We start from the raw sequence: 25,833 nt of genomic DNA on the forward strand, positions 1-25,833 counted from the left end.
CTTATTCGTGTAAAATATTATGCATACATAGTAATTTAGCAATTTCTTTAAATTTATCATAAAAATTTACAACGTTTTCGTAAAAAGCAAAAAGCAAAAAAAAGCGAGAACAAATCTCGCTTTTTAAAAAAAATATGTAATTCTATTTCTATTTATTCAACCGTAACCGATTTAGCTAAATTTCTAGGCTGATCCACATTACATCTTCTCATTACAGCTATATGATATGATAAAAGCTGTAATGGTATTGTAGTAATCAGTGGGGATAAAGCATCTGATGTTTCCGGAATTTCAATAACATAATCAGCTAATTCACGAACTTGTGTATCACCTTTAGTTACAACTGCAATAATTTTACCGCTTCTGGATTTAATTTCCTGAATGTTACTGACAATTTTATCGTAGTGCCCTTGTTTTGGAGCAATTACAATAACTGGCATCAATTCATCAATTAATGCAATTGGTCCGTGTTTCATTTCTGCAGCAGGATAACCCTCGGCATGTATATACGAAATCTCTTTAAGCTTCAAAGCCCCTTCAAGTGCTACAGGAAAATTGTAACCACGACCAAGATACAAACAATTAGGAGCGTCCTTAAAAATAGCTGCTATCTCCATTGCTTTTACATTAGTTTCTAAAGCCTCTTTCACTTTTTCCGGAATGATTTCCAATTCCTGAAGATAAGTATGAAAATCAGAATGAGTTAGAGTTCCTTTAGCTTTAGCTAAACGCAAAGCTAACATTGTCAAAACAGTAATTTGAGTAGTAAATGCCTTTGTCGAAGCTACCCCAATTTCTGGCCCAGCATGCGTATAAGCTCCTGCGTGAGATTCTCTGGAAATAGAAGATCCTACTACATTACATACGCCAAATACAAATGCTCCATGATCTTTTGCTAATTTTATGGCAGCCATCGTATCAGCTGTTTCACCTGATTGTGAAATTGCAATTACAACATCTTTACTGTTAATGATTGGATTTCTATATCTAAATTCAGATGCATATTCAACTTCAACAGGTATTCTGGCAAACTCTTCAATAACATACTCAGCAACCAAACCTGCGTGCCAAGAAGTACCGCAAGCCACAATTATAATGCGGTCAGCATTTAAAAACTTCTCAATATTATCTTCAACACCTGCCATTTGGATAATTCCTTCATTAGCATGTAATCTCCCTCTATAAGTATCTTTTATTACGCTTGGCTGTTCGTAGATTTCTTTCAGCATGAAATGATCATAACCTCCTTTTTCAATTTGCTCCAAGTTCATTTGAAGCTCCTGAATATAAGGATCAACAATAGAGTCATCTTTAATTTTACGGACTTTCATCGGTTTATGCAATCTAATATTGGCCATTTCCCCGTCTTCAAGATACACTGCATTCGTAGTATACTCAATGAATGGAGAAGCATCTGAAGCAATAAAATATTCACCTTCGCCAATTCCAATCGCTAATGGACTGCCAAGTCTTGCCGCAACAATTTCATTTGGTGTTTTTTTATCAAAAACCGCAATAGCATAAGCTCCAACAACTTGATTTAATGCTACTTGAACCGCTTTCCCTAATTTTAATTTTTCCTTTTTCTGAACTTCTTCAATAAGATTAATTAAAACTTCAGAATCAGTATCAGAAGCAAAAGTATAACCTCTTTTTATCAGCTCCACTTTCAACGGAGCATAATTTTCAATAATCCCATTGTGAATAATCACTAAATCTCCTGAATTAGAAACATGAGGATGTGAATTTACATCATTTGGAACACCATGAGTTGCCCAACGCGTATGACCAATTCCAATCGATCCATTTAAAGTAATTTCATTTTGAGCCTTAATTTCTAAATCAGAAACTTTGCCCTTGGTTTTTGATAATTTTAAGAATTCCCCATCATACAGCATAACTCCAGCACTGTCATATCCACGATATTCTAACCGCTTAAGTCCTTTTATTATAATAGGATAAGCTTCTCTATGACCAATATATCCAACAATTCCACACATAGTTTTTCTTAATTAGCTTTAGTATAATAGATTTCAAATTTTACACGCTTGTCATAATTCACATCATTACTTGGAATATTATTTCCAAAGACAATAGCTCCTAATGGGTTTATCACTGAAGCCATTGGAACATATAACGGAATACCCGTTTTGTCTTTTAGAGCATAAAAAACAAATTTATTAATATCTTCGGTGACCACCAAACCCAATTCAACATTGGCTGAAGTAGATGATTTAACAAGATTTCGGATATGTTCTGTTATTCTAAATTTATATGAATAACCTCCTCCTGTTGCGTCTTTAGAAATAATACCGCCAAAAACAAACTTATTATTTTTGGAATTTGAAGCCGCTGTAGCATCACCATAATCCGCCAAGACTTTATGGTTCGTATAGTCATACAAATAAATTCTCTGCGGGTAATAGCTAGTCGTCATAGCAGCCGTATTTAAATGAAAAGTTAAATTAGCTTGATTAATAAGACATTTGTTTCTTCTCAAATCGTCCAATTGATCTGGAACCCCATTTGGAACATCAGTCAATTCTAAACCATGATTATCCGTTGGGTCAAATAAACTCAAAACAGACATCGATCCTTCCCCTCCTTTTAAATATAAATTAGCAACACCTTGAGCTTTAACCGCATCAGTAGCTGTTTTTGTAGCATCAGTATAATTGGCATTAGTATTACTTTGATTCAATAAACTAACCGTATTTCCAGTCAAATTCAACACAAATGTTTTTTCCGTTTCAACCGCGCTTACAGTCTCTGTATAAGTAATTGTTATCTTTCCTGCTTTAAAATTAATCATTGCCAACTCACCTGAACTAGCTTCAATATTGAAAAACAAACCTCTAAAATAATTCGTAAACACATTATTATCAACCAAAGAACCTGCTGGCGCATTCAATATTTTAGCTGTAAAAAAAGCAGTATTCAAATTCAGCTGCATTGCCGGAGGAGTCCAAGTGGTTACATCTTTGCCGCCTGTAGTGGTTTTCACAGAGTGTTGAGAAGGATCAAAAAAGAATGCAGAATTTTGAGCAGTGTCTGCATCATCGTTTAAAGCATTCCCTATTATATTTTGAGTAAAATCCGAATATTGGTCGTTATAATATTTTTGAGATTGTGTCAATTGATCCTCTGGATCTAAATTTCTCAAATAATAACCAGACTCATGAACACTGAGCTTCATTTTTGCCTTAGCAGGCCCATAAATAGAATCTAAAATATACACAGTTTTTCCTTCACTGTCAACTGTTGCGTCAGGATCTTTATGACCGAAATAAGGAATAGACAAAACAACGCTTTTTATTTTTGCAGTAGTTAAATCAAAAGTTGGGTTTACAGATGCCATTGTAAGCTGCGTTACAAAAGTTGCAGTAGTAATACCAAAAGAAGGGTTATCATACACTCCAAAAGCATTAATATCCAAATTATTCGACTGAACAGCATTTATTTTTTCATTGTATGCAACAACTGGAAATTCTTCCTTTGTAATACCAAAAGAATTATCCCCTATAATATCTTCACCAACAACGCTGAATTCTTTATCACATGAATTTAAAAGGAGAATAAAAAAAAGAAAAGGAAATGTTTTAAAAAAAGAATTTTTAAGCATATTTATTCGTAAAAGATTGATTTATAACAACATGTTTTGATAGAACTCAGTATAGGCTACTGCAAATTCGTCCTTAAATTTCAAAGGTAAAAAAGGTTTATTGGAAGATTCTATAAATTTTGTTAAACTTGGCGAGATCCCGTCAGAAGCAATGATAACAGCATCTGAATTACGGACAGTAGTTTTCATAATATTTTCGTAGTTAGGAACTTCTAATTCGGAAATGGCTTCATTAGGAATACCGTCAAAACGCACTTTATTTATCATTTCAGCATCTAATGTTCCGTCAAAAGACTGGCTGTAAACAGAGGTAACTATCTTAGTGTCCGAAAACAACGCTTCATTTTTATAAAAATGCTTCATATAAACTGGCAGCATAGCAGCCATCCAGCCGTGAACGTGAATAATGTCTGGAACCCAGTTTAATTTTTTTACAGTCTCCACTACACCTTTTGCAAAAAAGATAGCACGTTCGTCATTATCAGGATACATCACTCCTTCTTCATCTGCAAAAGTGGCTTTTCTCTTAAAATATTCTTCGTTATCAATAAAATAAACTTGAATTCTCTCTTTTGGAATAGAAGCAACTTTAATAATAAGAGGCATGTCCAAATCATTCACCACCAAATTCATCCCAGAGAGCCTGATCACTTCATGTAATTGATGTCTTCTCTCGTTAATATTTCCATACCTTGGCATAAAAATTCTAATTTGCCCTCCTTGATCATTAATCATTTTTGGTACGTCATAAGACATTAATGAAACCTCATTTTCAGCGAGATAAGGCACAACTTCAGATGATACGTATAATATCCTCTTATCTTTCATAGTATAAATTGATTAATTATTGGCAATAAAAACCACGCAAAATTACAAAATTTTATGCAGTTATAGACTAAAATATTAAGTTTGCATCTAATTTAAACAAAACAGCCATGCAGATTTTTGACGGAAAAACAGCTTTAATGGATTATTTAAGTTCAATAAAGACTACAAAATCTTCAATTGGATTTGTTCCAACAATGGGTGCTTTACATAAGGGGCATCAGTCGCTGATGCTTCAATCAACACGGGAAAACGACATAACAGTTGTAAGTATTTTTGTAAATCCAACACAATTTAACAATCCGGAAGATTTAGAAAAATACCCCCGTACACTAGATGAAGATGTCATCAAAATTTCTCAAATAAACCCGAATATTATTGTTTTTGCCCCGACGGTCGTAGATATGTATGAAGGAAAAACCTTGTCACAGTCATTCGATTTTGACGGTCTGGAAAATAAAATGGAAGGAAAGTTCAGACCCGGCCATTTTGACGGGGTCGGAACTATTGTAAAAATCCTTTTCGAAATTATTCAGCCCACAAGAGCCTATTTTGGGGAAAAAGACTTTCAGCAAGTGCAGATTGTAAAAAAAATGGTCGAGAAAAACCATTTACCCGTAGCAATTGTTGTTTGTCCCATTTTGAGAGAAACCAACAACTTAGCTATGAGTTCTCGAAATGAACGCTTAACTTTGCAACAAAGAAAAGAAGCAGCCATCATTTATAAAATACTAAAAGAGGCTAAAAATAAATTCACAAATAATAGCGCCCAAAAAACAGCTCAATGGGTTCAAAAAGAATTTGACAAAAACAAAGAATTCACTTTAGAATACTTTGAAATTGCAGATGAAGATACACTTTCAACCTGCATCCGAAAAAATAAAAATAAAAAATACCGAGCGTTTATCGCAGTGTTTATAAACAGCGTACGCTTAATAGATACAATTTCTTTAAATTAAAATACCATGCAAATTCAAGTTGTTAAATCAAAAATTCACCGTGTAAAAGTCACAGGAGCCGACTTAAATTACATCGGAAGCATAACTATAGATGAAGCATTATTAGAAGCATCAAATATAATAGAAGGAGAAAAAGTATCCATCGTAAACATTAATAATGGAGAACGTTTTGATACTTATGCTATTGTTGGAGAGAGAAATTCCGGAATAATTACACTGAATGGCCCTGCAGCGCGAAAAGTTCAAAAAGACGACATCATCATCATCATTTCGTATGCTACATTAGACTTTGAAGAAGCAAAAACATTCAAGCCATGGATTGTTTTTCCTAATGAAAACGACAACTCTTTAACATAACAGTTTAACTGTCATTTGTCACGATACAATAATAATTGTTTATATTGCACACTATTTCTTATAAATAACCAACCCCAAACAATATGAAACATTTATTAACAGTATTACTAGCCCTTTTTTCCTTTTCTTGTTTTGCACAAATAAAGACAGTCAGTTTTAACTCTGAAAAATTAAAAGAAAAAAGAGATATTTATATCTCATTACCTGCTTCCTATGAAAAAAACAAAACCAAACAATACCCATTATTGGTTTTATTAGACGGAGATAATTTATTAAATCCTTTTACTGGTGCATTAACTTATGGTTCTTATTGGAATGATTTACCAGAAGTGATAATTGTAGGCATAAATCAAAACAAAAACGGTCAAAGAAACATAGATTGCGGAGTTGATCCTGTAACAGGAATACCTGATGGAAAAAGTGTAGATTTCTTCGATTTTATTTCTCTAGAACTTATTCCTATGATTCAAAAGGAATACAGAATAACCAATTTCAAAATTATAGCTGGGCATGACACAACCGCCTCTTTTTTAAATTTCTTTTTATATAAGGACAAACCATTATTTAACGCATATATCTCATTAAGCCCGGAATTACCTATAAATATGGAACAAACACTACCAGATTTACTAGCAAATTCTAAAATCCCTCTTTTTTATTATTTATCAACAGCCGATGGTGATGAGAAAAAAATGAGAGAAAGAATTCTAAATCTTGACACAAGTCTAAAAGCGATTAAAAACCCAGAATTAAATTATAAATTCGAAGATTTCAAAGAAGCCTCTCATTATTCTCTGGTTTTGCATTCGATTCCTTCAGCTTTATATCAAATTTTTTCAGCAGCAGAGCCAATATCTGTACTGGAATACAAGACTAAAATAGCCACTCTCAAAGAAGGCTATGTAGATTATTTGAAAAAGAAATATAATATTATTGAAAATTCATTTGGTATAAAAAACCCAATCCGAATAAGTGATTTTAAAGCTATCGAAGCCGCAATTCTGGAAAACAAAGATTATAACGAACTAGATGCCTTAGCAATTCTTGCCGATAAAAATTATCCAAAAAGCATGTTGGGAGACTATCAGCTGGCAATAATGTTTGAGAAAAAAGGAGATAATCCAAGAGCCGTACGTTATTACATGTCAGGTTTTAATAAAGAAGAAATTGCCGATCTGACCAAAGACATGATGTTTGCCAAAGCGGAAGAATTAAAAAAGACCTATGCTAAAAAACCAAAAATAAAAGGCAAAGTAGGTCAAGACACTTCAGCAGATGTAAAAACTGATACTCCAGCAACAGATGTTCCCACAACTGAAACACCAATTACTGAAGAAAAAAAATAACAATGGCTAAAGTAAAAACAACGTTTTTTTGCCAGAATTGCGGTGCCCAATATGCAAAATGGCAGGGACAATGCAATTCCTGTAAAGAATGGAATACTATTGCCGAAGAAATTATACAAAAACAGGAAAAAGCAGCTTGGAAAAGCGAATCGTCTACAACCAGCAAAGCGCCAAAACCTTTACGTATTAATGAAATTGACTGCGCCGAAGAAATTCGGCTGGATACTACCGATGGGGAACTCAACAGAGTACTTGGTGGCGGAATCGTTCCTGGCTCTTTGATTCTCTTGGGAGGTGAACCCGGAATTGGAAAAAGTACGCTTTTGCTTCAGATTTCATTAAAATTACCTTATAAAACTTTATACGTTTCCGGAGAGGAAAGCCAAAAGCAGATTAAGATGCGTGCAGAACGCATCACTCCAAACGGAGACAACTGTTACATTCTGACCGAAACCAAAACACAGAATATCTTCAAACAGATTGAAGCCATTCAGCCCGAAATTGTCATAATCGATTCGATTCAGACACTGCATACCGATTATATTGAATCGACTGCTGGGAGCATTTCTCAAATACGAGAAACCACAGCCGAATTGATTAAATTTGCCAAGGAAACCAACATACCTGTAATTTTAATTGGTCATATTACCAAAGACGGAACCATAGCAGGTCCAAAAATATTGGAACACATGGTCGATACCGTTTTGCAATTTGAAGGCGATCGAAATCATGTATATCGTATTTTGCGATCATTAAAAAACCGTTTCGGTTCTACCGCCGAAATCGGAATTTACGAAATGCTGGGCAGCGGATTACGAGAAGTATCAAATCCGTCCGAGATATTAATTTCGCACAAAGACGAAGAACTGTCAGGAACAGCCATTGCCACTACACTCGAAGGCATGCGCCCTTTAATGATCGAAATACAGTCACTAGTAAGCACAGCTGTTTACGGAACTCCTCAGCGAAGCACCACAGGTTATAATGCCAAAAGACTGAATATGATTTTGGCAGTTCTAGAAAAAAGAGCTGGCTTTAGGCTTGGCGCCAAAGACGTTTTCCTTAATGTAACCGGCGGAATCTCTGTAGATGACCCCGCTATCGATTTGGCCGTAGTCGCCGCCATTTTATCTTCCAACGAAGATATTCCTGTCGAAAAAGGGTTTTGCTTTGCCGGCGAGGTTGGACTTTCGGGCGAAATTCGTCCTGTGAACAGAGTCGATCAGCGCATCCAAGAAGCCGAAAAATTAGGATTCTCGACTATTTTTGTATCCAAATACAATAAAATAGCCTTAAAAAACACTGGGATAAAAATCCAATTGGTCGCCAAAATCGAAGATGTTGCCAGTCAGTTATTCGGATAATATTTTAAAAAAAGACTATCTTTCCTACTTCAATATGAAAACTAATAAACAAAAGTTCCTTCTTGCTTCCAAAATACTTGGAATCGTTATTGCTGCACTACTAATAGGTTTTCTTGTGTTTAGGGACGAACTTTTGGATCAAGCCATCGATAAGGTTTCAGCAACAATGAAGCTAGAATACAATAGCGAATTTGCCATAAAAAAAGCTTCTTTTGATGGTGTTTCCGGAATAGAATTGGACGAAATCACTTTGGCTCCAAAAAATCTGGATACTATCTTTAAAATTCAAAAAATAAAAACGAGTGTCAATTTATGGCGGTTACTTATTGGCGATGTACAGCTGGGTACTCTTGAAATAAAAAACGGTTATGTTCAATTAACCAAAAAAGGAAAAATCAAAAATTTTGGCGCTTTCCTAAAAAAAGACAAAAATGAACCAGTTAGCAATAAAAAAAGAGATTACGCAGAATTTGCCTATCGCATTATCAGCAAAGTCCTTAATTTGGTTCCAACTGATATGACACTTGAAAATTTGGTTTTCAAACTGGATGATAATGGCAAAAAAGCAACTGTAAACTTCAAAAAACTAACTTTATTCGAAACCAAATTAGAATCATCCATCGATGTTCAAACCAATACTTTTGCTCAAAGATGGAGAATCAACGGAATAGCAGACCCGAGAAATAAAAAAGGAGATCTGCGTTTTTTCAATATTGACACTGGCGCGATCAAAGTTCCCTATTTTGATGAACGTTACAACCTGAAAGCCAGTTTTGACTCCATCCGGTTCAAAATCCAAAATATTGAAATGAGTCATGGCGAACTGCATTTTGACGGCTACAGTTCGATTACCAATTTAAAAGTCAACCATAAAAGAATCGCTAATAAAGACGTAAACATCAAAAATGCCAGATTTGATTTCCGTTTCCTCTTGGGTTCCGATTTTATCTCGATTGACAGCAGTTCAACTTTTCAGTTTAACAAAATAAAAATACACCCTTATCTTTCCTATAATACAGAAGAAGATACGGTTTACAGGCTAAAAATCACCACTCCAAAAATGAAGACGCAGGATTTTATCACTTCGCTTCCCGACGGATTGTTTACCCATTTTCAAGGCATGGAAGCCACGGGAGATTTTGATTATAAATTGGACTTCATGTTCAACAAAAACAGACCGAACACCATTGTTTTCAAAAGTAATGTAAACAAACAAAATGTAAACATAATCAAATACGGGAATATAGACCTTGCCAAATTAAACGGAGAATTTACCTATAGAGCTATCGATAAAGGTGTACTGCAGCGACCTGTTTTTGTAGGCGCAAGTAACCCGTATTACACGCCTTTAGACCAAATTTCTCCTTACTTGCAAAAGTGTGTTTTAACCTCCGAAGACCCTTCTTTTATGTCGCATCATGGTTTTATAAACGAAGCCTTCAAACAGTCGATACTTAAAAACATCCGCACCAAAAAATTCTCCCGTGGAGCAAGTACAATAAGCATGCAATTGGTAAAAAACGTTTTCCTTACCAGAGAAAAAACCTTGTCAAGAAAACTGGAAGAAATTCTGTTGGTATACATCATAGAAAACAACCGAATCACAAGCAAGCAACGTATGCTGGAGGTTTATTTCAATATCATCGAATGGGGCCCAAACGTATATGGAATTGGCGAAGCTGCCGAATTTTATTTCCAGAAAAGACCAGCCGATTTGAATGTGCGCGAATGTTTGTTCCTCGCTACGATAATCCCAAAACCAAAGAAATTCATGTGGCAGTTTGACCAGCAAGGTTTGCAGAAAGCTTATGCTACCAAGCAACAGACATTCCTGAGAAATCTAATGTTTCGCCGAGGTTTATTGGTTCCTGAAGACACTATTGGTTTGTCATCTCCCATAACAATTACTGGCCGTGCTCATTCCTTATTGAACATCAAAGTAAAAGATACAACTGTTATTGATTCTACGACAGTGAAAGAAGAATTTGATTTCTAATTATTTATTTAACCGCTAAGTTCGCAAAGGAAGCGCTATGAACGCAAAGCTTAGCGAACTTTGCGATATTCTTTGCGCACATTGCGGTTAAGCCTTCATTTAAAATTCCTCAGAAAATCTTCCTTATAAGTCGGGGAAACCTCAATTTCAGCACCATCGTTCAAGGTAATAATACCACCTTTATTATAGGATTTCACACAGTTCAAATTGATGATATGGGATTTATGAACTCGGATAAAAGGCAAAGGCAGGATTTCTGAGAAATGCTTTAAAAAACGGCAAACCATTTTCTTATTTCCATTGTGAAGATATAAATCGGTAAAATTACCATTACCGCGAAGGCGAACGATTTCTTCCATTCTAACTACTTCAAAACCTTCCAATGTTGGTAAAATTACCTGCTGTTTTTCGGGTTTTTGTTCCTGAAAATTTTCAACGATTATCTTGTTTCTATTAAAAATTTCCTGATTTAGAATTTGATGATGCACTTTGTTTACCGCCACGATTAATTCTTCAATGCTAATGGGTTTCAGCAAATAGTAGGCTGCGCTTTGATTTAAAGCTTTCAAAGAATACTCCGAAAAAGCCGTTACAAAAATAGTCTCAAAATGCAAATCCTTGCAGGCTTCGAGCACATCAAAAGCATTCCCAAAAGGCATTTCGACATCCAGAAAAACCAATTGTGGCTGTAATTTGTGCAGCAGCGGAACAGCTTCTTTTATATTTTGGGCTTCGCCAATAACCTCCACTTGCGGACAATATTTGCTCAAATAATTCTTAAGCACCTCTCGTGCAGCCAATTCATCTTCGACAATTACGCTTTTTATCTTTTGAAAACTCATCCTATTTTATCAATTAATGGAAAAACAATTTCTACTACAGTTCCTGTTTCCGGCAAGGCTTTCTCAAAAATTTGAAAAGAAATATTCTTTTTGTACAATTCATTAAGCAGACCAATGCGCTCTTTCGTATTGCTCATTCCCCGCGATTCATGCGCTTTTTGATTAATCGTTTTCAGCTCTTGGCTCTTGGTCAAACCAATGCCGTTATCTTCAATACGAATCACCACTTTCCCGTTGGTTAACTGAACCTGCAATTGCAATAATCCTTTGGTGTCCAAATAACGTAATCCGTGCCAAATGGCATTCTCCAAATGAGGCTGAATAATCATATTGGGAACCATTGTTCTTTCTGCATCCAATTCTGGGTCAACGCTTATTTTGAAATCAAACTTATCCTGAAAACGCAAATGTTCTAACTCCAAATACTTTTTCAATTGTTCCAATTCATTGTCCAATGTGATGAAATCCTTGTTGGAATTCTCCATCGTATTTCGCATCAAATTTGAGTAGGAAGTCAAGTATTTATTGGCTTCGCGTTCCTTGTTTTCGGCTATAAACTGGTTAACGCTGTTAAGACTGTTGAAAATAAAATGCGGATTCATTTCACGACGCAACGACTGCAATGCTATTTCTTTGTTCTTGGTTTTAATTGAAAAAAGCGTTTTTACAATCCACAAAAACAGCAATAAAAGCAAACCTATGGAGCCCAAAAGAAAGTAATTAAAAGTATTTGTCTTTGTGATTAGTTCATCTTTCAACGATTTCTCTTTTTCCAATTGGCGAATTTTATCTTCGCTAACCTGAAACGCTTTTGTGTCAATCAAAGTCGTATCCAATTGTACTAATTGATCAAAATTTTGAAGAAATTGATCGTATAACGCCAAACTTTCCTTGTTATTCCCTTTTCTATTGTAATACTGAGTCAACGAAATCAAACTCTTTTTGGCTTCGGCAGAATTTCCTTTTTGCAATGCCAAAGAAAAGGCTTCCTTCAAAGCAGTGACTGCTTTATTCGGATCTTCTTTTTTGAAATAAAGAACTGATAATGACTGCAATTGTTTTATTTGAGTGCTGAAATCCTGATTGGTTTTGGCTTCCGCCAAAAGCTTTTCGTTAATACCAATTGCTTTCTCAAATTGGTTGTCTGAAGCGTAAACTTTGGCAATTTCATTATTAATTTTGATGATTGCTGCCGGTTTTCCTTTTGCGTAAGCGAGCGCCTGATTGTAACTTTCTATCGCAACTTCCTTGTTTTTTTGCTTCAATGAATTCTCAGCTTTTTGAACATAAGCCGCCGAAACTTCTTCTTCTTTATTTTCCTTTTTAAGTAACTCAATATTCGAATTGAGATAACCTACTTGAGCCACCGGACTTGCCGCAGAACGCAAGCGATTGGCGTCATTCGAATTTATTTTTTCAAGGCTTTTATCTTCCGATATATCGCCCGCGACTTCGTAACTCTTAATCGCCGATTTATAGTCTTTCTGGGATTCCTGCACTTTAGCGAGGCATCTCGTTATGCGGGTTACATCATCCGACAGCTTTAATTTGGTGTAACTGGCAATCGCTTTTTTAAAATATTCTTCGGCCTTCGCGTAATCTCCTTTATTTTGAAATTCATTGGCCAACCGCTCATAATTTTGAGCAATCTTCGCTTCGTCATTTACATCCAAAGATTTTTGTAAATCATAGGTTGCCCTACTCATCTTAGAAGCGGACATCGCTTTGCTTTTGGACAAAGAATCCTGCGCCATCGTGCCAAAAGGCAACAACAAACCAAGAAGGAAGAAAAAATATACAGTCAGTAAACGCATTTTTTTTAAGTTTCTAAGCAAATTAATAATAGTTTGGAGCAGAAAGATTTGGTCTTTTTATCAGCATTAGTCCCGCTTTCCGTTACAATCTTGTTTGCCGAACCCCGGCAAACAAGGATTTCCTCTGCAATCGGGGCTAAGAAGAAATATTTAGTCTTTTTAAGCTATTAAGAGGCTAAAACTCCAAGACACTTAGAATCTCAGCAACTTAGAATCTTAGAAACTCCCAAAAAAAATCCACTCTGTAAAGTAAAGTATTTTAAACTCCTTTTACAACTCGTTTCACCAAGTGAAAAGGCCGTTTCACCATTTGTCCAAAAAATGGGTGTTTTTAGTTTCTAAGTTTGATCTGTAATCAACCCTTAAAACTATAAATCATGAAATCGACTCTATTTATCTCGGCGCTTTTGGCAACAACACTTTCTTTCGCAAGCTATAATTCTTCGAATGCAAAACCCATCAAAAATGACACTTGTAGAGAACCAAAAGCAACTGAAAATACCAAAATTCAAGTAGCGCTTTTGTTAGATACTTCCAATAGCATGGACGGATTAATCGATCAAGCCAAATCAAGGCTTTGGAATATTGTAAACACGCTAATTACCCTTAAATATTCCGGTAAAACTCCCGATATCGAAATTGCTTTATATGAATACGGCAATGACGGATTGGCGCAACAATCTAATTATATCAGACAAGTAACGCCTCTCAGCACCGACTTGGACTTGATTTCCGAAAAATTATTTGCTTTAAAAACCAACGGTGGTAACGAATATTGCGGTGCGGTAATCCAAGATGCCACCAAGAAACTGCAATGGGGAAAAGAAAACAGCAATATGAAACTCATTTACATTGCAGGAAACGAGGCTTTCAACCAAGGCGGAATAAATTATAAAGAAGCCATAAGCGATGCGCTGAAAAACGATATTTATGTGAACACTATTTTTTGCGGAAGCAGTATGGAAGGCATTAATACCTTTTGGAAAGACGGTGCCGATTATGGCAAAGGAAAATACTTCAACATTGATTCCAACTTATCTGTTCAATATGTATCAACGCCTTATGACGATCAAATATCCAAATGCAATGTAAAGATAAATAACACCTATATTGGCTACGGATCAAAAGGTTCTTCCAAAAAAATGAACCAAGAAGTGCAAGACAAAAATGCACAAGGAGTTTCATCTGCCAATTATGCCGAACGCGCCGTAAGCAAATCCAAAGCAGTGTACAAAAATGAAAGCTGGGACTTAGTTGACCGCGTAAAAGAAGATCCAAAAGCCATTGCAAAAATAAAAAAAGAAGAATTGCCCACTGAACTTCAAAACAAATCGGAAGCCGAATTGGAAGTGATTGTAACACAAAAAACCAAAGAAAGAGAAACAATCCAAAAAGAAATTGGTGAATTGGCCAAAAAACGCCAGCAATACATCGATGCCGAAACCAAAAAAACAAAGTCACAAGACGATTTGGGAAATGCAATCAGCACTTCAATTGTGTCTCTAGCAAAAGTGAAAGGTTATACTGTAGATAAATAAATATTTATCTTTGGGAAAACTGTAAAGCTATATATCAAAAAAAGAATCCTGTTTATATGAAAAAAACAATCTTCGCTTTTATTTTAATTGGAGTTTTTAGCGCAAGTTTTAGTTGCGTGCATAAAAAAAATGACCTCCAAACAACTAAAGTAACAGAACCTGTTTATTCTTCGGAAGAAAAACTGGAAAGCCAAATAAGCGAAGTTAAACGGTTTGTAAATAGGGATTCAAAATACAACACAGAAATTGGCTTTTTTATAGACATGAGAATTACATCTGGAAAAAAACGCTTTTTCATTTATGATTTAAAAAACAATAAACTGCTTGATAAAGGCTTAGTCGGTCATGGTTCAGGTTCAGAAACGGGAATCTCAGGAAAGCTAAAATTCAGCAATACTAACAATTCACTTTGTACTTCGCTTGGGAAATACTCCATTGGCAATTCGTATAATGGCACTTTTGGAAAAGCATACAAACTATATGGATTAGACAAGACTAACAGTAATGCTTTTGACAGAAATGTAGTTTTACACAAATATTCCAGAGTTCCATTTGAAGAACAAGAAAACGATATCTGCAACAGTTACGGATGTCCAATGGTGAATGAACGCTTCTTTGGGGCAATTGAAAAAATAATTGACAACTCAAAAAAGAAAATCATTCTTACAATTTACTATTGAAAGCCCATCGAAATTTTCGTTATTTGTAATGGGTATCATATAAAAATTAAAACACCAACTTATGTTTAAAAAAACAATACTATCCGCTTTTCTATTGGTTACTGCTTTTGCTTTCGCACAAAAACCAATTTTTACGACTGCCAAAGTAAAATCGGCAATCGTATATTTTAATGCCGCCGAAATTTCGCAAACTACCAATGTAAATTTGCCAATAGGCACGAGTGAAATCGTAATCAAAAATGTCGCAGTTGACCTGAATGAAAATTCGGTTCAAATAGGCGCGCCTGCAACAGTAACTGTTCTTTCTGTCCAATTCACTAATGATTATGTCTCGGAATATGAAATAGATTTGAAATCTCCAGCTTTAAAAAAAGTGAAAGACAGTATTGTTTTGGTACAAAAAGAACTTTTAAAAGTTGGAAATTCCAAAAATGCAGAAACCAAAACACTGACACTGTTAGACAAAAACCAACAGGTTTCAGGAATAAATTCGGGTTTGAATGTAATGGAATTAATGAAAATGGTCGATTATTACAAAGCCAAACAGACAGAAATCGCCAATACCATAAATTCGTTAACCGAAAAAGAGCAAAAACTGAATGAGACCCTTCAAAAACTAAACAACAAACTCGAAGTAGATACGAGCAAAGAAGAGAAAACCTCATCTGGAAAACTAATTGTTCAAGTAATGAATAATTTGGCTGGAGCCATTCCTTTGGACATTACTTATTTGTCAAATAATGCTTCGTGGACACCTTTCTATGATTTACGCACCGAAAGCGTAACCGCACCAATTAATATGATGTACAAAGCGCAGGTCATCCAAAATACTGGAATCGATTGGAAAAAAGTAAAACTGACTTTGTCCAGCGGTATTCCTAACCAGAATAATGAGGCACCTTTACTCAGTTCTTGGTTTTTAAACTACAAAACGAATAACCAATTACAAGAAGTAGTTGTAGTTGGCTATGGTTCTAAGAGAAAAGGAGTAGCGAATCAATTGCAGGGAAGAGTCGCAGGTATTCAAATTGGTAAGGAAGAAATGAATGCACAACCGATAATGGCCGCAGAATCTTCAGTTTCAAACTACACCACCGTTTCTGAAAATCAACTGAATATTTCATTTGATATTGATATCCCTTATGATATTTTATCGAATGGAAAAGTACACAGCGTCTCGCTAAAAGAAATCAAACTTCCAGCATCTTATAAATTTTATGCCGTGCCTAAAGCAGAAAAAGACGCTTTTTTACTGGCACAAATTGCGGATTACAGTAAATACAATCTGTTGAGAGGGGAAGCCAATATCATTTTTGAAGGTATGTATGTAGGTAAGACTTTTATAGAACCGAATCAGACCAGTGACACTTTGAGTTTGAGTATGGGCCGTGATAAAAAAGTGACCATCAAACGTGAAAAAGTGGTCGATCAGTCGGGTACTAAATTTTTGTCTTCCAAAAAAGAACAGACTTTTACCTTTGACATCACCCTAAGAAACAACAAAAAAGACGCAATCGAAATGTTACTGAAAGATCAATATCCGTTGAGTTCTAATAAAGACATTGAAGTTGAATTACTGCAAAGTGACAATGCTAAAATTAACGCTGAAACAGGAATCCTGACTTGGCAGCTACAGATGAAGCCAAATGAAACCAAGAAAATCAGGATCAGTTACAAAGTGCGGTATCCTAAAGATGAGATTATAGAGAATTTATAAAAAAATTAACCCTGTCATCGTTTTGAACACTGACAGGGTTTTTTACGTCATTTAAATTATGGCGCGGGATCAGGAATAACAGCCTGAATAGCATTAATATCATTTAAGATTTCTTTCGACAAAACAATATCAATAGTTGCAATATTTTCTTTAAGCTGTTCCATTGTTGTTGCGCCAATGATACTGCTCGTTACAAAAGACTGCTGCTGTACAAAAGCTAAAGCCAATTCAATCAATGTCAATCCATGTTTATGGGCTATTTCATGATACAATTTGGCAGCTTCTGCACATTTTGCACTGCTGTATCTTGTATATTGTGGAAACAGGCTCAATCTCGCATTTGGATGACTTTCACCTGTCAAAAATTTACCTGATAAAACGCCAAAAGCTAATGGCGAATACGCCAATAATCCCACATTTTCACGAAGACAAACCTCGGCTGAAGCATTTTCGAAAAGGCGGTTCAATAATGAATATGGATTTTGAATGGTTTTAATTCTAGGCAAATTATTGTATTTGCTTTCTTCCAAAAAACGCATTATTCCCCACGGATTTTCATTGGAAACCCCAATGTGCTTTATTTTTCCAGCTTTTATCAAACCATCCAATGTTTCCAGAACTTCGTGGAAATTATCTTCCCAGGCATCGTCTTGAACTTTAAGTCCTCGCTGTCCAAAGCAATTGGTTTTACGTTCCGGCCAATGCAGCTGATAGAGATCTAAATAATCAGTTTGAAGTCGCTGCAAACTTTTATCTAAAGCATATTGAATACTCGCAGGAGAAAAATCCAGCTTTTCACGCATGTAGCCAAAATTAGGATTCGGTCCTGCGATTTTGGAAGCCAAAACTACTTCTTCCCTTCTTCCAGTTTTCTTGAACCAGGTTCCAATGATTTTCTCGGTACTTCCGTACGTTTCTTCTCTGCTCGGAATGGAATACATCTCGGCAGTATCAAAAAAATTAACTCCTTTCTCAAGCGCATAATCCATTTGGGCATGTCCTTCGTATTCAGTGTTTTGCTGTCCAAAAGTCATTGTTCCAAGGCATATTTTACTGACTTTGATATTGGTGTTCGGTAAAGTAGTGTATTTCATTTTTTTTAAGTGGCTAAGATTCTAAGACGCTAAGTTTTTTTTGAATGCAAAGATAAAAATTAGTTAATCGATTGTGGATTGGCCTAACTTAATTTTAATCTAGATTGCGAAATAGCCCACAGATGTAACGGATCAAACAGATTTGCATGGATTTTTTTATTGTGTTTTTTTAAACGCCATAATCAGAATGTGAATTTTGAGTTTAACAAAAAAGGTTCAACGTTTACACGCGAACCTTTTTAAACTTAGTTTCATAGAATCTCAGCAACTCAGTATCTTTCTGCTAAAACTCATTCAGCATTTTTGAAATTTCGTCCAATTTTGGAGTCAGGATAATTTCGATTCTTCGGTTTTTAGCTTTTCCTTCGGCTGTAGTATTACTTGCTAATGGAGAATATTCGCTTCTTCCTGCTGCCGTAAGATTTTGTTTGTTTACTTTTTTGTTCTCGCCCAAAATAGTAACAATAGCTGTTGCTCTTTTGGTCGAAAGATCCCAGTTGTCAGCAATTGGTCCTGAACCTTCATACGGATCATTATCGGTGTGCCCTTCTATCAATACGGAAATATCTGGATTGTCACCCAAAACTTTTCCAACTTCGACAACTGCTTTTTTCCCTTCACTACCTACAGCCCAGCTTCCCGAATTGAAAAGCAGTTTGTTTTCCATAGAAACATAAACTTTACCGTTTTTTTGTTCTACTGTAAGTCCTTTCCCTTCAAAACCATTCAGTGCTTTAGAAAGCGTTTCTTTTAGTTTTTTCATGCTGGCTTCTTTGGCAGCAATTAAATCTTCCAGTTCTTTTAAACGCTGGCTGCTTTCATTTAATTTTTCCTGTTCTAGTGCCAATGCTTTTGCTTTAGCATCCAGTTGCGCCAATAAATCGCGGTTCTTTTTCATATTGGCTTCCAAGGCTTCATCACTGTTTTTTTCTAAAGCTGCATACGAATCCTGCATCACTTTCATTTTGTTCTTGGCTGCTTCATAATCAGCTTGGACTTTGGCCAGATTAGCATTTACATCGTCCAAATTCTTTTTCAGTGCTTCTTTCTCAGATTGCAATTGTGTTTTGGAGGCCAATAAAGCTGCATTCTCGTCTGAAATGGCTCTGTTTTCTTTTTTTAAATCGGCAAACTTGGTTTCTAGTTCATTGTAGATCTTCTTGGAAACGCAAGAAGTTGACAATGCCAATATTAAAAGTCCGATAGAAATTTTTTTAATCATTTTTGTTAAATTTAAATATTTATGTGTAGTATTTTGGGGTAACAGTTCTTGAAATACGGAATGCCCTAACCAGATAAAAGTGGAAATCTTTTGGAACAGATAGCTGGATTAGCTCCTTATAACTTTCATTATTTTCTTTTTCAATTGCCATTGATATTGAAATTATCTCACTCAATTTCAACCAAAACGGGACAATGATCAGAATGCATGGCATCTGGCAATATAACGGCTCTTTTCAGTTTATGTTTTAGGGAATCGCTCACTAAATTGTAATCGATGCGCCAGCCCTTGTTATTCCCGCGGGCTCCCGCACGATAGCTCCACCACGAATATTGATGCGGTTCGCTGTTGAAATGACGAAAACTGTCTACAAAACCAGATTTCATGAATTTATCCAGCCAAGCTCTTTCTTCGGGTAGGAAACCTGATACGTTTTTGTTTCTGATAGGGTCATGAATATCTATCGCCTCGTGGCAAATGTTGTAATCCCCGCAAATAATTAGATTGGGAATGCTTTTTTTGAGTTCGTCTATGTAATTTTGAAAGTTATCCATGTACATAAATTTGTGGCTCAGACGGTCAATATTGGTTCCCGATGGTAAGTATAAACTCATTACAGAGCAGTCATCAAAATCGGCACGAAGGTTTCTCCCTTCGAAATCCATGTGCTGGATTCCTGTTCCATACACCACGTTATTAGGTTTTATTTTGGAAAGAATCGCCACGCCGCTATAGCCTTTTTTGGTGGCTGGATAATAGTATTGGTAAGGATAACCAGCTGCTGCGATGTCAGATACAGGGATTTGTTCTTCAGTAGCTTTGATTTCCTGTAAACAGATAACATCAGGATTGGCGTGCTGCAGCCATTCAATAAATCCTTTGGTGATTGCTGCCCGAATTCCGTTTACGTTGTATGAGATTATTTTCATGTATCTAAATTTGTTTTTATATCCGAAATAGTATGCACAGTAAGAAGATTCTTCTACTCTCTTTTCTATCAGAACCTTGGATTATTTTCTGCTGTGGAATCCAAAAGTAATAAAAAGTAAAAAGATTGATTCAAAAAAAAACATAAAAAATGGAGTATTTTGCTATCTTTGTCTCTTGCTCAAAAAAGAAAAATAAATGGGTTTAGTTACCGCTAAAGAAGTTGCAAAGGCAATAAATACGGACAAGTACGGAGTTTTCGGCACTTTTTCAGGTTGGTTGCTGATGAAAGTTTTAAAGATTTCGACATTAAACAAAATATACGACCGCAACAAACATTTGAAAGAGCTGCCGTTCTTGAATGCTATATTAGATGAGTTTCAAATTAAATTTGAGATTCCGGAAGAAGATTTTAAACGTTTGCCGAAAGATGGTGCCTATATTACCATCTCGAATCATCCGCTTGGAGGAATTGACGGTATTTTACTATTGAAATTAATGCTCGAAAAAGAGCCCAATTTTAAAATAATCGCCAATTTTTTACTGCACCGCATTGACCCGATGAAGCCTTACATCATGCCGGTGAATCCTTTTGAAAACCACAAAGATGCCAAGTCAAGTGTTGTGGGAATTAAGGAAACGCTGCGCCACCTTAGAGACGGAAAACCGCTGGGAATGTTTCCTGCCGGTGAAGTTTCGACCTATAAAGACGGCAAACTTGTAGTAGACAAAGCTTGGGAAGAAGGCGCTATAAAAGTAATCCGAAAAGCGCAAGTTCCCGTAGTACCTATTTATTTTCATGCCAAAAACAGCCGTTTATTTTATTTTTTATCGAAAATAAATGACACACTTAGAACAGCCAAACTTCCTTCGGAATTATTGACACAGAAGGATCGCATTATCAAAGTGAGGGTTGGAAAACCTATTTCGGTTACCGAGCAAAACGAATATGAATCGATTGAAGAATACACGGAATTTTTGAGAAAAAAAACCTACATGCTGGCGAATCCGTTTGAAAAAGAAAATAATTTTTTGAATACCGCTAACCTAATACCTTCAAAACCTCCAAAAAAGATTGTTACTCCTGCCAGTACAGAGAAAATGATTGCCGAGGTAGAAGCTTTGAGAACAGCAGATCTTCGTCTTTTGCAAAGCAAAAATTACGAAGTATTTTTTGCCGAGGCCAAACAAATTCCAAATATCCTCCATGAAATTGGCCGTTTGCGCGAAATTACTTTTAGAGAAGTAGGCGAAGGAACTAACGAGTCCATTGACATTGACAAATATGATCAATATTACCGCCATCTCTTTTTGTGGGATGATGATACCAAACAAATTGCCGGGGCTTACCGCATGGGATTGGGATCCCATATTTATCCTAAATATGGCATTGAAGGTTTTTATTTGAATGGACTATTCCGTTTTGAGCCTGAACTTCACGATATGATGAGTAAGTCTATCGATATGGGAAGGGCTTTTATCATTAAAGATTATCAGCAAAAACCAATGCCGCTGTTCTTATTATGGAGAGGAATTATACATACTACTTTACACTATCCGGAACATAAATATTTATTGGGCGGTGTGAGCATCAGCAATCAATTTTCGGATTTCTCAAAATCTTTGATGATAGAGTTTATGAAATCCCACTATTATGATCCTTATATTGCGCAGTATGTACATCCTAAAAAAGAGTTCAAAGTTAAACTAAAAGATGCGGACAAAGATTTTATTTTTGATGAAGCTGAAGCCGATTTGAATAAATTTGACAAGCTGATTGACGAACTGGAACCAGGAATTTTAAGGCTTCCGGTGTTGATTAAAAAATACATTAAACAAAACGCAAAATTGGTTGCATTTAATGTTGACCCTTTATTCAACAATGCGATCGATGGATTAATGTACATTCGAATTTCAGATATCCCTGAAAGCACAATGAAACCCGTGATGGAAGAATTTCAGGCCGAATTGGAACGCAAGCTAAATGATAAGGAAGAACACGAACAAGAGTAAATCTCTTGGTTGATAAGTATAAAAAAGCCCGAAAATTTCGGGTTTTTTTATTTCCAAATAGATTCTTTTAAAATAGAATCGCAGGTATTATTTTCTACAAAATAAGTAATTCTCACTATTTGATAGCATATCAGAAAACAAGCTAGGAAATAAGCCAGTTTTTTATTGTACAAAATTCCATTGAAATACTCTTTTTTTGTAAATAATTCGGCTAATAAAACGAATATTGTCACTACGCAAAAAAGAACTACAAAAGGCCCCAAAATATGATAATAAAGGCTTTTATATAAATCTCCCTCATAGAAATAAACCAATGACTTTGTTATGCCGCAACCCGGACAAGGAAATCCTGTAAGCATCTTGAAGGGACATAAAGACTGATCCGTTTCAAGATGATTATTCTGATTGTGCAGCATTAAAAAAAACGGAATTACAAGGGTTAATACAGCCCCTATAATTCCGAGTATTTTGCGTTGTCGTTTCATTTCTTTATTAATACAGCTTGTTGATTTCGTTTTGTACAATCATTGCTGCAACCATTGGAAAAAACAAGCCTAAAATCAAATAAAGCAACGAATCATCTTTAACTTGTATTCCCATTCTTTTTTGAACAGCAGGCAAACCCTCTTTTCCAGCCAGATAAAAGAAATAGCCATTTATAGGATAGCAGCAGCCTGCAAAAATAGCTATAGGACTTGAGATAATTTCTCTCTCTGCAACTGCATTTAATACTTCAGATGCTTTTAAATTCCAATAAATTAAATACAGTCCACAGGTTAAAAAACTCAAAATTAACACTACAATTGGGTCAACTTTGAATGTTGGTATTGGATTTCTGGGCGTGTTCCAAGTTTCTTCTGTTTTGATTTCCATAACTTATAATTAAATGATTGATTAGATATTTGGACTAAATTATAAAAAATATCACAAACTCCTATTTTTTAAACAATTAAAAACCTTACAATATTAACTTTTCCCATACAAAGCTTTAATTTTATCAACAATCACCTGAGCTAACCGCTCATGGCTTTCGTAAGTCCAGCCAGCAATATGAGGGGTCAAAATCACTTTTCGTCCATCCAATAAATACTGGAAAGCTTCTGGAGTGTTTTTATCTTGAAAAAGGTTTTCAAAAGACAATTTCTCATATTCCAAAACATCCAATCCTGCACCAAGTACTTTACCAGATTGTATCGCGGTAACCAAATCGGCAGTTATTATGTTTTTCCCCCTTGAAGTATTGATGATCCAGATGTCTTTTGAGAAAGCATTAATAAAATCCGAATCCACCATCTTATCGGTTTCGGGCGTCCACGGAATGTGCAGGCTCAATACATCGGTTTTTTGTTGTAATTCCTTCAGTGAAACCTGTCTGGCATTGGCATCGCCCACATTTTCCTTAATGTCATAACACAACACTTCTACCTCAAAACCACGAAGTTTTTTAGCAAAAGCCTTTCCCATATTTCCGTATCCAATAATCCCGACCGTTTTGCCGTTGAGCTCATAACCGCGGTTTTTTTCTCTATTCCATTCGCCGGAACGGATCTCGCTGTCGGCTATATTTAATTTGTTGAACAAAGACAAAATCATTCCTAAAGTATGCTCGCCAACTGCGTTACAATTTCCTTCTGGAGCGGCTATTAGTGCTACATTCTTTGAGGTGGCATAATCACAATCAATACTTTCCAGACCCGCTCCTACTCTGGCTATAAACTGCAGATTTGTGGCTTTGTCCAAAAACTGTTTGTCTATTTTAAAACGGCTTCGGATAACGATTCCTTGATAATCTTGAATTTTAGCTTCAATTTCCTGTTTGGAAGAAGTAAAATCGGCGTGATTGATGAAACCAGCCTGTCCCAATTGTTCCCAAAGCAGGGGATGATTGCTGTCAATATGAAGGATTTTGATGTCCATATAAAAAATATTACTAAATTAGAGTTTCAAAATTAATTAAAAAATCACTGTTAATAACGGGTCAAGCGCATTAGCTTTAATAATAACCGCAAATTCGCAGATTTATTTATTGAAAAGCTGAATTTTAAATTTTGGACAAATTAATTCACTTTATCAATTCACTTCGCTCGTGTGCGCTAATTTTGCTGCAAGATATTGCTTCAGTATAGAGATTTTATTAAAAAAATACGAATCTGGAATAAGATAACTGATGTCACTGCCTTATGTTTATAATTTGAATCCAGAGTAATTAATTAACCTACAATGCTTAAATTAGCCATTTACTTTCAAATCCTAATAAAAAGATGAAATTAACCCAAACGTTTACTGCCTTTTTTCAAAGCGAAAAAGCGGGTGGTCTTTTGCTTCTTTTCGTAACCATAGTTTCCTTATTGCTGGCCAATTCCTCCATTCAAACGGAATATATCGCTTTTTGGGAAACCGAAATAGGGCATCATTCCATTACACATTGGATTAATGACGGGTTAATGACCATTTTCTTTTTACTTATTGGTTTAGAATTGGAACGTGAATTATATCACGGTGAATTGGCTAATATCAAAAACGCAGTTCTGCCCATTTTCGGAGCTTTGGGCGGAATGATTGTACCCGCGGGAATTTTTATGATTTTAAACCTCGGAACACTTACCCAAAACGGAGCTGGAATTCCTATGGCTACCGACATCGCTTTTGCTATTGGTGTTTTGTCATTATTAGGCAACCGCATTCCAGCCTCATTAAAAATCTTCCTGACAGCACTGGCCGTTATTGATGATTTGGGAGCAATTCTTGTCATTGCTCTATTTTATACACAAACCATCGCATTTAACAACCTGCTTATAGCTTTTGCCATCATGGGCTTCTTGTTTATCCTGAACCGACGTAAAGTGCATTATCTAATGCCTTATTTAATTGGAGGTGTTTTTATGTGGTATTTTATGCTGAATTCGGGGGTTCACGCAACCATAACGGGAGTATTACTGGCCTTTGTAATTCCGTTTGGCGATGGAGGAAAAGAAACAGCTTCGTACAGACTGCAGTATTTTCTGCATCATCCAGTAGCTTTTGTCATCCTCCCTTTATTCGCAATAGCTAATACCTGTATTCCAATACACACAAACTGGCATGAAGGGTTAAGCCATGAAAACTCAATAGGAATTATTTTAGGTCTTGTGGTAGGAAAACCGCTGGGAATTTGGCTTTTTTCTTTTCTTGCCGTGAGTTTGGGCATTAGTAAATTACCTAAAGATTTGAAATGGAAAAACATTTTGGGCGCAGGAATGCTCGGCGGCATCGGATTTACTATGTCTATTTTCATCACGTTATTGGCTTTTAAAAACGATGGAGAGGAAGTCATAACCTACTCAAAAATTGCAATTTTAATTGCTTCGTTTCTGTCTGGAACTTTTGGTTTTATATGGCTTAAACTGACTTTTAAAGAGACTGAAAAATCGATTAAAATCAAATAAATGAGATAAAAAACGTATTAAATAAATCTGAAAGAGAAATTTTATCCTTTCCTTTGCAGTACCATTGATTACAGGTATTAACCAAAACCTTG

The 25,833-nt window shown here is 35.7% G+C and carries 21 protein-coding genes; 10 read left to right on the top strand and 11 right to left on the bottom strand.

Going from position 1 to position 25,833, the window contains the following annotated elements; all coding sequences use genetic code 11:
- Positions 1 to 152 precede the first annotated feature (152 nt).
- Genes glmS through CLU83_RS15855 form a run of 3 tightly spaced genes read right to left on the bottom strand, consistent with a single transcriptional unit; the run spans position 153 to position 4,450 of the window.
- Positions 153 to 2,000, bottom strand: a complete 1,848-nt coding sequence (glmS, locus tag CLU83_RS15845) for a glutamine--fructose-6-phosphate transaminase (isomerizing) (RefSeq protein ID WP_100432501.1) — start codon at positions 1,998 to 2,000, stop codon at positions 153 to 155.
- 8 nt (positions 2,001 to 2,008) lie between these two features.
- Positions 2,009 to 3,622, bottom strand: coding sequence for a DUF4270 domain-containing protein (locus tag CLU83_RS15850; protein WP_100432502.1), 1,614 nt, complete (start codon positions 3,620 to 3,622; stop codon positions 2,009 to 2,011).
- A 21-nt stretch (positions 3,623 to 3,643) separates the two neighbouring features.
- A complete protein-coding gene (locus tag CLU83_RS15855; RefSeq protein ID WP_100432503.1) occupies positions 3,644 to 4,450 on the bottom strand; it encodes a glycogen/starch synthase in 807 nt (268 codons plus the stop codon).
- A 107-nt stretch (positions 4,451 to 4,557) separates the two neighbouring features.
- Here CLU83_RS15855 and panC point away from each other — a divergent pair, with 107 nt between their 5' ends.
- The 5 genes from panC (at position 4,558) to CLU83_RS15880 (ending at position 10,469) form a co-directional block, all read left to right on the top strand.
- A complete protein-coding gene (panC, locus tag CLU83_RS15860; RefSeq protein WP_100432504.1) occupies positions 4,558 to 5,406 on the top strand; it encodes a pantoate--beta-alanine ligase in 849 nt (282 codons plus the stop codon).
- Between the two features lie 6 nt (positions 5,407 to 5,412).
- Entirely contained in the window at positions 5,413 to 5,763 is a 351-nt protein-coding gene (panD, locus tag CLU83_RS15865; protein ID WP_100432505.1) for an aspartate 1-decarboxylase, read from the top strand.
- An 83-nt stretch (positions 5,764 to 5,846) separates the two neighbouring features.
- Entirely contained in the window at positions 5,847 to 7,109 is a 1,263-nt protein-coding gene (locus CLU83_RS15870; protein WP_100432506.1) for an alpha/beta hydrolase, read from the top strand.
- A 2-nt stretch (positions 7,110 to 7,111) separates the two neighbouring features.
- Positions 7,112 to 8,473: a DNA repair protein RadA gene (radA, locus tag CLU83_RS15875; RefSeq protein ID WP_100432507.1), complete on the top strand. Its 1,362-nt coding sequence runs from the start codon at positions 7,112 to 7,114 to the stop codon at positions 8,471 to 8,473.
- Positions 8,474 to 8,507: 34 nt separating this feature from the next.
- Positions 8,508 to 10,469, top strand: coding sequence for a transglycosylase domain-containing protein (locus CLU83_RS15880; RefSeq protein WP_100433774.1), 1,962 nt, complete (start codon positions 8,508 to 8,510; stop codon positions 10,467 to 10,469).
- Positions 10,470 to 10,564: 95 nt separating this feature from the next.
- Here the strand turns inward: CLU83_RS15880 and CLU83_RS15885 are convergent, their stop codons facing one another.
- Positions 10,565 to 11,311: a LytTR family DNA-binding domain-containing protein gene (locus CLU83_RS15885; RefSeq protein WP_100432508.1), complete on the bottom strand. Its 747-nt coding sequence runs from the start codon at positions 11,309 to 11,311 to the stop codon at positions 10,565 to 10,567.
- The gene (locus CLU83_RS15890; RefSeq protein WP_100432509.1) at positions 11,308 to 13,125 is read right to left on the bottom strand and encodes a histidine kinase; all 1,818 of its coding nucleotides are present in this window, start codon (positions 13,123 to 13,125) and stop codon (positions 11,308 to 11,310) included. The genes CLU83_RS15885 and CLU83_RS15890 overlap by 4 nt, the downstream gene beginning before the upstream one ends.
- A 377-nt stretch (positions 13,126 to 13,502) precedes the next feature.
- On the opposite strand from CLU83_RS15890, the gene CLU83_RS15895 reads away from it, so the two are divergent.
- The 3 genes from CLU83_RS15895 to CLU83_RS15905 all read left to right on the top strand — a co-directional run bounded on the left by CLU83_RS15895 (position 13,503) and on the right by CLU83_RS15905 (position 17,060).
- On the top strand, positions 13,503 to 14,663 hold the full coding sequence (locus tag CLU83_RS15895) for a VWA domain-containing protein (RefSeq protein WP_100432510.1): 1,161 nt from the start codon (positions 13,503 to 13,505) through the stop codon (positions 14,661 to 14,663).
- A 56-nt stretch (positions 14,664 to 14,719) separates the two neighbouring features.
- Complete coding sequence (locus CLU83_RS15900) at positions 14,720 to 15,343, top strand: murein L,D-transpeptidase catalytic domain-containing protein (RefSeq protein WP_100432511.1); 624 nt, start codon at positions 14,720 to 14,722, stop codon at positions 15,341 to 15,343.
- Positions 15,344 to 15,404: 61 nt separating this feature from the next.
- Positions 15,405 to 17,060, top strand: coding sequence for a DUF4139 domain-containing protein (locus CLU83_RS15905; RefSeq protein WP_100432512.1), 1,656 nt, complete (start codon positions 15,405 to 15,407; stop codon positions 17,058 to 17,060).
- A gap of 56 nt (positions 17,061 to 17,116) precedes the next feature.
- Here the strand turns inward: CLU83_RS15905 and CLU83_RS15910 are convergent, their stop codons facing one another.
- The 3 genes from CLU83_RS15910 to CLU83_RS15920 form a co-directional block, all read right to left on the bottom strand.
- Complete coding sequence (locus tag CLU83_RS15910) at positions 17,117 to 18,154, bottom strand: aldo/keto reductase (protein WP_100432513.1); 1,038 nt, start codon at positions 18,152 to 18,154, stop codon at positions 17,117 to 17,119.
- A gap of 283 nt (positions 18,155 to 18,437) precedes the next feature.
- Positions 18,438 to 19,376: an OmpA family protein gene (locus CLU83_RS15915; RefSeq protein WP_100432514.1), complete on the bottom strand. Its 939-nt coding sequence runs from the start codon at positions 19,374 to 19,376 to the stop codon at positions 18,438 to 18,440.
- Positions 19,377 to 19,543: 167 nt separating this feature from the next.
- Positions 19,544 to 20,305 (bottom strand): exodeoxyribonuclease III, encoded by a 762-nt coding sequence (locus CLU83_RS15920; RefSeq protein ID WP_100432515.1) that lies wholly within the window; start codon positions 20,303 to 20,305, stop codon positions 19,544 to 19,546.
- Between the two features lie 196 nt (positions 20,306 to 20,501).
- On the opposite strand from CLU83_RS15920, the gene CLU83_RS15925 reads away from it, so the two are divergent.
- Positions 20,502 to 22,316, top strand: a complete 1,815-nt coding sequence (locus CLU83_RS15925; protein ID WP_100432516.1) for a GNAT family N-acyltransferase — start codon at positions 20,502 to 20,504, stop codon at positions 22,314 to 22,316.
- A gap of 47 nt (positions 22,317 to 22,363) precedes the next feature.
- Here CLU83_RS15925 and CLU83_RS15930 read toward each other — a convergent pair whose 3' ends face one another.
- The 3 genes from CLU83_RS15930 to CLU83_RS15940 all read right to left on the bottom strand — a co-directional run bounded on the left by CLU83_RS15930 (position 22,364) and on the right by CLU83_RS15940 (position 24,233).
- A complete protein-coding gene (locus CLU83_RS15930; RefSeq protein WP_100432517.1) occupies positions 22,364 to 22,801 on the bottom strand; it encodes a DUF2752 domain-containing protein in 438 nt (145 codons plus the stop codon).
- Positions 22,802 to 22,808: 7 nt separating this feature from the next.
- Positions 22,809 to 23,189 carry a DUF4234 domain-containing protein gene (locus CLU83_RS15935; protein WP_100432518.1) on the bottom strand — a complete coding sequence of 127 codons (381 nt, stop codon included), beginning with the start codon at positions 23,187 to 23,189 and terminating at the stop codon, positions 22,809 to 22,811.
- Positions 23,190 to 23,282: 93 nt separating this feature from the next.
- Positions 23,283 to 24,233 (bottom strand): 2-hydroxyacid dehydrogenase, encoded by a 951-nt coding sequence (locus CLU83_RS15940; RefSeq protein WP_100432519.1) that lies wholly within the window; start codon positions 24,231 to 24,233, stop codon positions 23,283 to 23,285.
- Positions 24,234 to 24,577: 344 nt separating this feature from the next.
- Between CLU83_RS15940 and nhaA the strand changes: the two genes are divergently transcribed.
- Positions 24,578 to 25,741, top strand: coding sequence for a Na+/H+ antiporter NhaA (nhaA, locus tag CLU83_RS15945; RefSeq protein ID WP_100432520.1), 1,164 nt, complete (start codon positions 24,578 to 24,580; stop codon positions 25,739 to 25,741).
- The last annotated feature ends 92 nt before the right edge of the window (positions 25,742 to 25,833 follow it).

The sequence above is a fragment of the Flavobacterium sp. 1 genome (genome assembly GCF_002797935.1).
Classification (GTDB): Bacteria; Bacteroidota; Bacteroidia; order Flavobacteriales; family Flavobacteriaceae; genus Flavobacterium.

What these genes read in the sequence shown, in the direction of transcription:
- glmS (WP_100432501.1), bottom strand. Translation starts at nt 2,000, where the DNA reads ATGTGTGGAATTGTTGGATATATTGGTCATAGAGAAGCTTATCCTATT.
- CLU83_RS15905 (WP_100432512.1), top strand. Translation starts at nt 15,405, where the DNA reads ATGTTTAAAAAAACAATACTATCCGCTTTTCTATTGGTTACTGCTTTT.
- CLU83_RS15885 (WP_100432508.1), bottom strand. Translation starts at nt 11,311, where the DNA reads ATGAGTTTTCAAAAGATAAAAAGCGTAATTGTCGAAGATGAATTGGCT.
- CLU83_RS15890 (WP_100432509.1), bottom strand. Translation starts at nt 13,125, where the DNA reads ATGCGTTTACTGACTGTATATTTTTTCTTCCTTCTTGGTTTGTTGTTG.
- CLU83_RS15925 (WP_100432516.1), top strand. Translation starts at nt 20,502, where the DNA reads ATGGGTTTAGTTACCGCTAAAGAAGTTGCAAAGGCAATAAATACGGAC.
- CLU83_RS15855 (WP_100432503.1), bottom strand. Translation starts at nt 4,450, where the DNA reads ATGAAAGATAAGAGGATATTATACGTATCATCTGAAGTTGTGCCTTAT.
- CLU83_RS15915 (WP_100432514.1), bottom strand. Translation starts at nt 19,376, where the DNA reads ATGATTAAAAAAATTTCTATCGGACTTTTAATATTGGCATTGTCAACT.
- CLU83_RS15870 (WP_100432506.1), top strand. Translation starts at nt 5,847, where the DNA reads ATGAAACATTTATTAACAGTATTACTAGCCCTTTTTTCCTTTTCTTGT.
- nhaA (WP_100432520.1), top strand. Translation starts at nt 24,578, where the DNA reads ATGAAATTAACCCAAACGTTTACTGCCTTTTTTCAAAGCGAAAAAGCG.
- CLU83_RS15935 (WP_100432518.1), bottom strand. Translation starts at nt 23,189, where the DNA reads ATGGAAATCAAAACAGAAGAAACTTGGAACACGCCCAGAAATCCAATA.
- CLU83_RS15895 (WP_100432510.1), top strand. Translation starts at nt 13,503, where the DNA reads ATGAAATCGACTCTATTTATCTCGGCGCTTTTGGCAACAACACTTTCT.
- panC (WP_100432504.1), top strand. Translation starts at nt 4,558, where the DNA reads ATGCAGATTTTTGACGGAAAAACAGCTTTAATGGATTATTTAAGTTCA.
- CLU83_RS15880 (WP_100433774.1), top strand. Translation starts at nt 8,508, where the DNA reads ATGAAAACTAATAAACAAAAGTTCCTTCTTGCTTCCAAAATACTTGGA.
- CLU83_RS15930 (WP_100432517.1), bottom strand. Translation starts at nt 22,801, where the DNA reads ATGAAACGACAACGCAAAATACTCGGAATTATAGGGGCTGTATTAACC.
- radA (WP_100432507.1), top strand. Translation starts at nt 7,112, where the DNA reads ATGGCTAAAGTAAAAACAACGTTTTTTTGCCAGAATTGCGGTGCCCAA.
- CLU83_RS15910 (WP_100432513.1), bottom strand. Translation starts at nt 18,154, where the DNA reads ATGAAATACACTACTTTACCGAACACCAATATCAAAGTCAGTAAAATA.
- CLU83_RS15850 (WP_100432502.1), bottom strand. Translation starts at nt 3,622, where the DNA reads ATGCTTAAAAATTCTTTTTTTAAAACATTTCCTTTTCTTTTTTTTATT.
- panD (WP_100432505.1), top strand. Translation starts at nt 5,413, where the DNA reads ATGCAAATTCAAGTTGTTAAATCAAAAATTCACCGTGTAAAAGTCACA.
- CLU83_RS15920 (WP_100432515.1), bottom strand. Translation starts at nt 20,305, where the DNA reads ATGAAAATAATCTCATACAACGTAAACGGAATTCGGGCAGCAATCACC.
- CLU83_RS15940 (WP_100432519.1), bottom strand. Translation starts at nt 24,233, where the DNA reads ATGGACATCAAAATCCTTCATATTGACAGCAATCATCCCCTGCTTTGG.
- CLU83_RS15900 (WP_100432511.1), top strand. Translation starts at nt 14,720, where the DNA reads ATGAAAAAAACAATCTTCGCTTTTATTTTAATTGGAGTTTTTAGCGCA.